A 2,359-nucleotide genomic window follows, 5' to 3' on the forward strand; every position below is an offset into this window, starting at 1 on the left:
TCGAGGTCTGCGATTGCGTCTGCGATCTGAACCTGCAGCTTTTGGCTTTCCTTCAGGAGCTTGCGAATTGCTTCCGAAGGACTTTCTGAGGCTGCGGCTTCTTTGACCCTGTCAACCAACACATGCAAAACACTCGGCATCACTACTCTCTCCTTCGCGCCGGTCTTACCCAAAACGGTAACCCGTGCCATGCACCGTTACAATCATCTCTCCATGGGGCGCGATCTTCTTTCGAAGCCGAGCGACATGCACATCCACCGTATTGGTCAACGGGTCCACCGTCGCGCCCCAGACAGAATTGAGGATGCGTTCCCGACTCATGACCTTGCCTTTGTTGGACATCAACATGGCCATGATCGCGATCTCCTTGCCGGACAGCTCTTGGCGTTCCCCGTCGACGAAGACACATTGCGCATCCTTGTCCAACCGGACCGGACAGGGTTCACCTTCGGCCTTAGCGCCTCCCACCCACTCTTTACTGCGTCGTGCGAGTGCTCCGATCCGAGCCAGAAGCTCTTCAAAATCAAACGGCTTTGCCAGGTAATCGTCTGCGCCCTTTTCGAGACCTGCGATCTTCTCATGGGTTGCCTCAAGGGCCGTCAGCATCAGGATCGGCGTGTAGTCCTTGCGGAACCGCATCTTGGTGCAGACCTCATGGCCAGAAATACCCGGCAGCATGATATCCAGAATAACCACATCAAAGGTGTTTTCAGCGAGCATCTCCAGCGCGGTTTCGCCGTCAGCTGCTCTGATTGGGGTCAAGCCCTCCGCTCTGAGACCCCGCACAAGAAAGTTGGCAATGCCGTCTTCGTCTTCCACAACAAGAATGTTCATGACACAGACCTCAAAGGCGCGCGCATCGGCAAGGATATCACCACCTCCAACCCACCGGATGAACTGTCAGACAGTTTGACCAATCCACCATGTGCCTCGATAATGGACTTTACTATCGGCAGACCCAGACCATAGCCTGCATCGCGCTGCCCGCCCGCGTTCGACCCACGATAAAAGCGGGCAAAGGCGTTCTGCTTTTCTGCGTCACTCATGCCAGGACCGTCGTCTGCGATGGAAATCCAGCAGATATCATCCTCTTTTCGCAGTGTGATGGATGTGGCTGTCGCCCCATGATTGTTGGCATTCTGAAGCACCGCGAGAAGCGCTTGCCGCAAGCGGAGCCGGTCAACATTTATCGGGATGGAACCGTCAGGCTCGGAAATCTCAGACACGATCGGGGACAATGCAACAGCATCCTGCATGATCTGCGGCAGATCGCTGGCCTCCTTCTTTAGTTTAAGCTCCCCGCTTTCCTGCCTTGAGATCAGGAGCAAGTCATCCACGATGGCCGATGTGTGTTCTGCAGCGGCTTTCGAACGACGCAACGCCTCCTGCAACTCACCTACATCCGGCTCTCTATTGCGCAACGCGATGTCGGCTTCACCGCGGATGATTGTTAGCGGCGTCTTCAACTCATGACTGACATCGGCCAGCAGTCGCTGCCGACCACCAGACTGCACGCGTGCTTCTTCCAACAGCCGTTCCAACTCGCCTGTGCGTTGCTTCACGATTGTTTCGAGATCGGTGTTCTTACTTTCCAGAGACTCCTGTCGTGCACTCACCTTTCTCGCCATGCTATTCAGCAAGGCTGCAACCTGATCGATTTCTTGGCTGCCAGTCAGTTCGATTTCCGTTTGCAACAGGCCACGTTCCATGCGCTCGACTCCGCCGAGAAGACTTTGAAGCGGTTTAGAGACTTTTAGATGAAAAAACCGAAAGGCCCCAAATGCCAAACCGCCCGCAATAACAACAAATGCACCGCCAATGACTGTTGCGAGCAAAACCTCTTGACGTAGCTCCTCCCGCGTCTCAGCAACTTCTTCCTGTTCCTCTTCCAGAGCAATCGCCATCAAAGCTCGAAACCCCGTGTCGGCATCGTCACCAAGCAGACCAACAAATGTGGTCCAACGTGTTCCCGCCTCATCTAATGTCTGGATCGGGGTGCGTCGCTCGAAATGTCTGATCAGTGTTTCCAGCTTGGTTTCCAGACTTTCCAAGAGTTCCAGCTCTTCAATTTCCTCTTCACCAACCATTTCGATTTCTACAGCAATGATACTCCGGATCGCAGCAATATCTGCGCGGATTTGCTCAGTGAGCGCACCCGTCGCTGCTTCATCGCCGACTTCCGGTGTCAGCAACGTATTGCCGTAGTGCTTGAAAAGCTGAAACCCGTTCGAAGACAATCGAAGATGCGCTTCATAGGAAGACTGCGCCAAAGCCATGCGCTCGATATGGCCACTTGTCCGGACAATGGCCCAAAAAGCCAAACCACCGCTCTATAGCGCCAGTAAAAATACACCGAATG

General features: G+C 54.3%; 2 protein-coding genes. Both read right to left on the minus strand.

Annotated elements, in window-relative coordinates; all coding sequences use genetic code 11:
* Window positions 1-165: 165 nt before the first annotated feature.
* Entirely contained in the window at window positions 166-834 is a 669-nt protein-coding gene (locus tag ACR0AP_RS20830) for a response regulator transcription factor (protein WP_480509196.1), read from the minus strand.
* The gene (locus ACR0AP_RS20835) at window positions 831-2,321 is read right to left on the minus strand and encodes a sensor histidine kinase (RefSeq protein WP_480509198.1); all 1,491 of its coding nucleotides are present in this window, start codon (window positions 2,319-2,321) and stop codon (window positions 831-833) included. Before ACR0AP_RS20835 ends, ACR0AP_RS20830 begins: the two co-directional genes overlap by 4 nt.
* Between the last annotated feature and the right edge of the window lie 38 nt (window positions 2,322-2,359).

The organism is Ruegeria sp. AF7 (assembly GCF_056541885.1).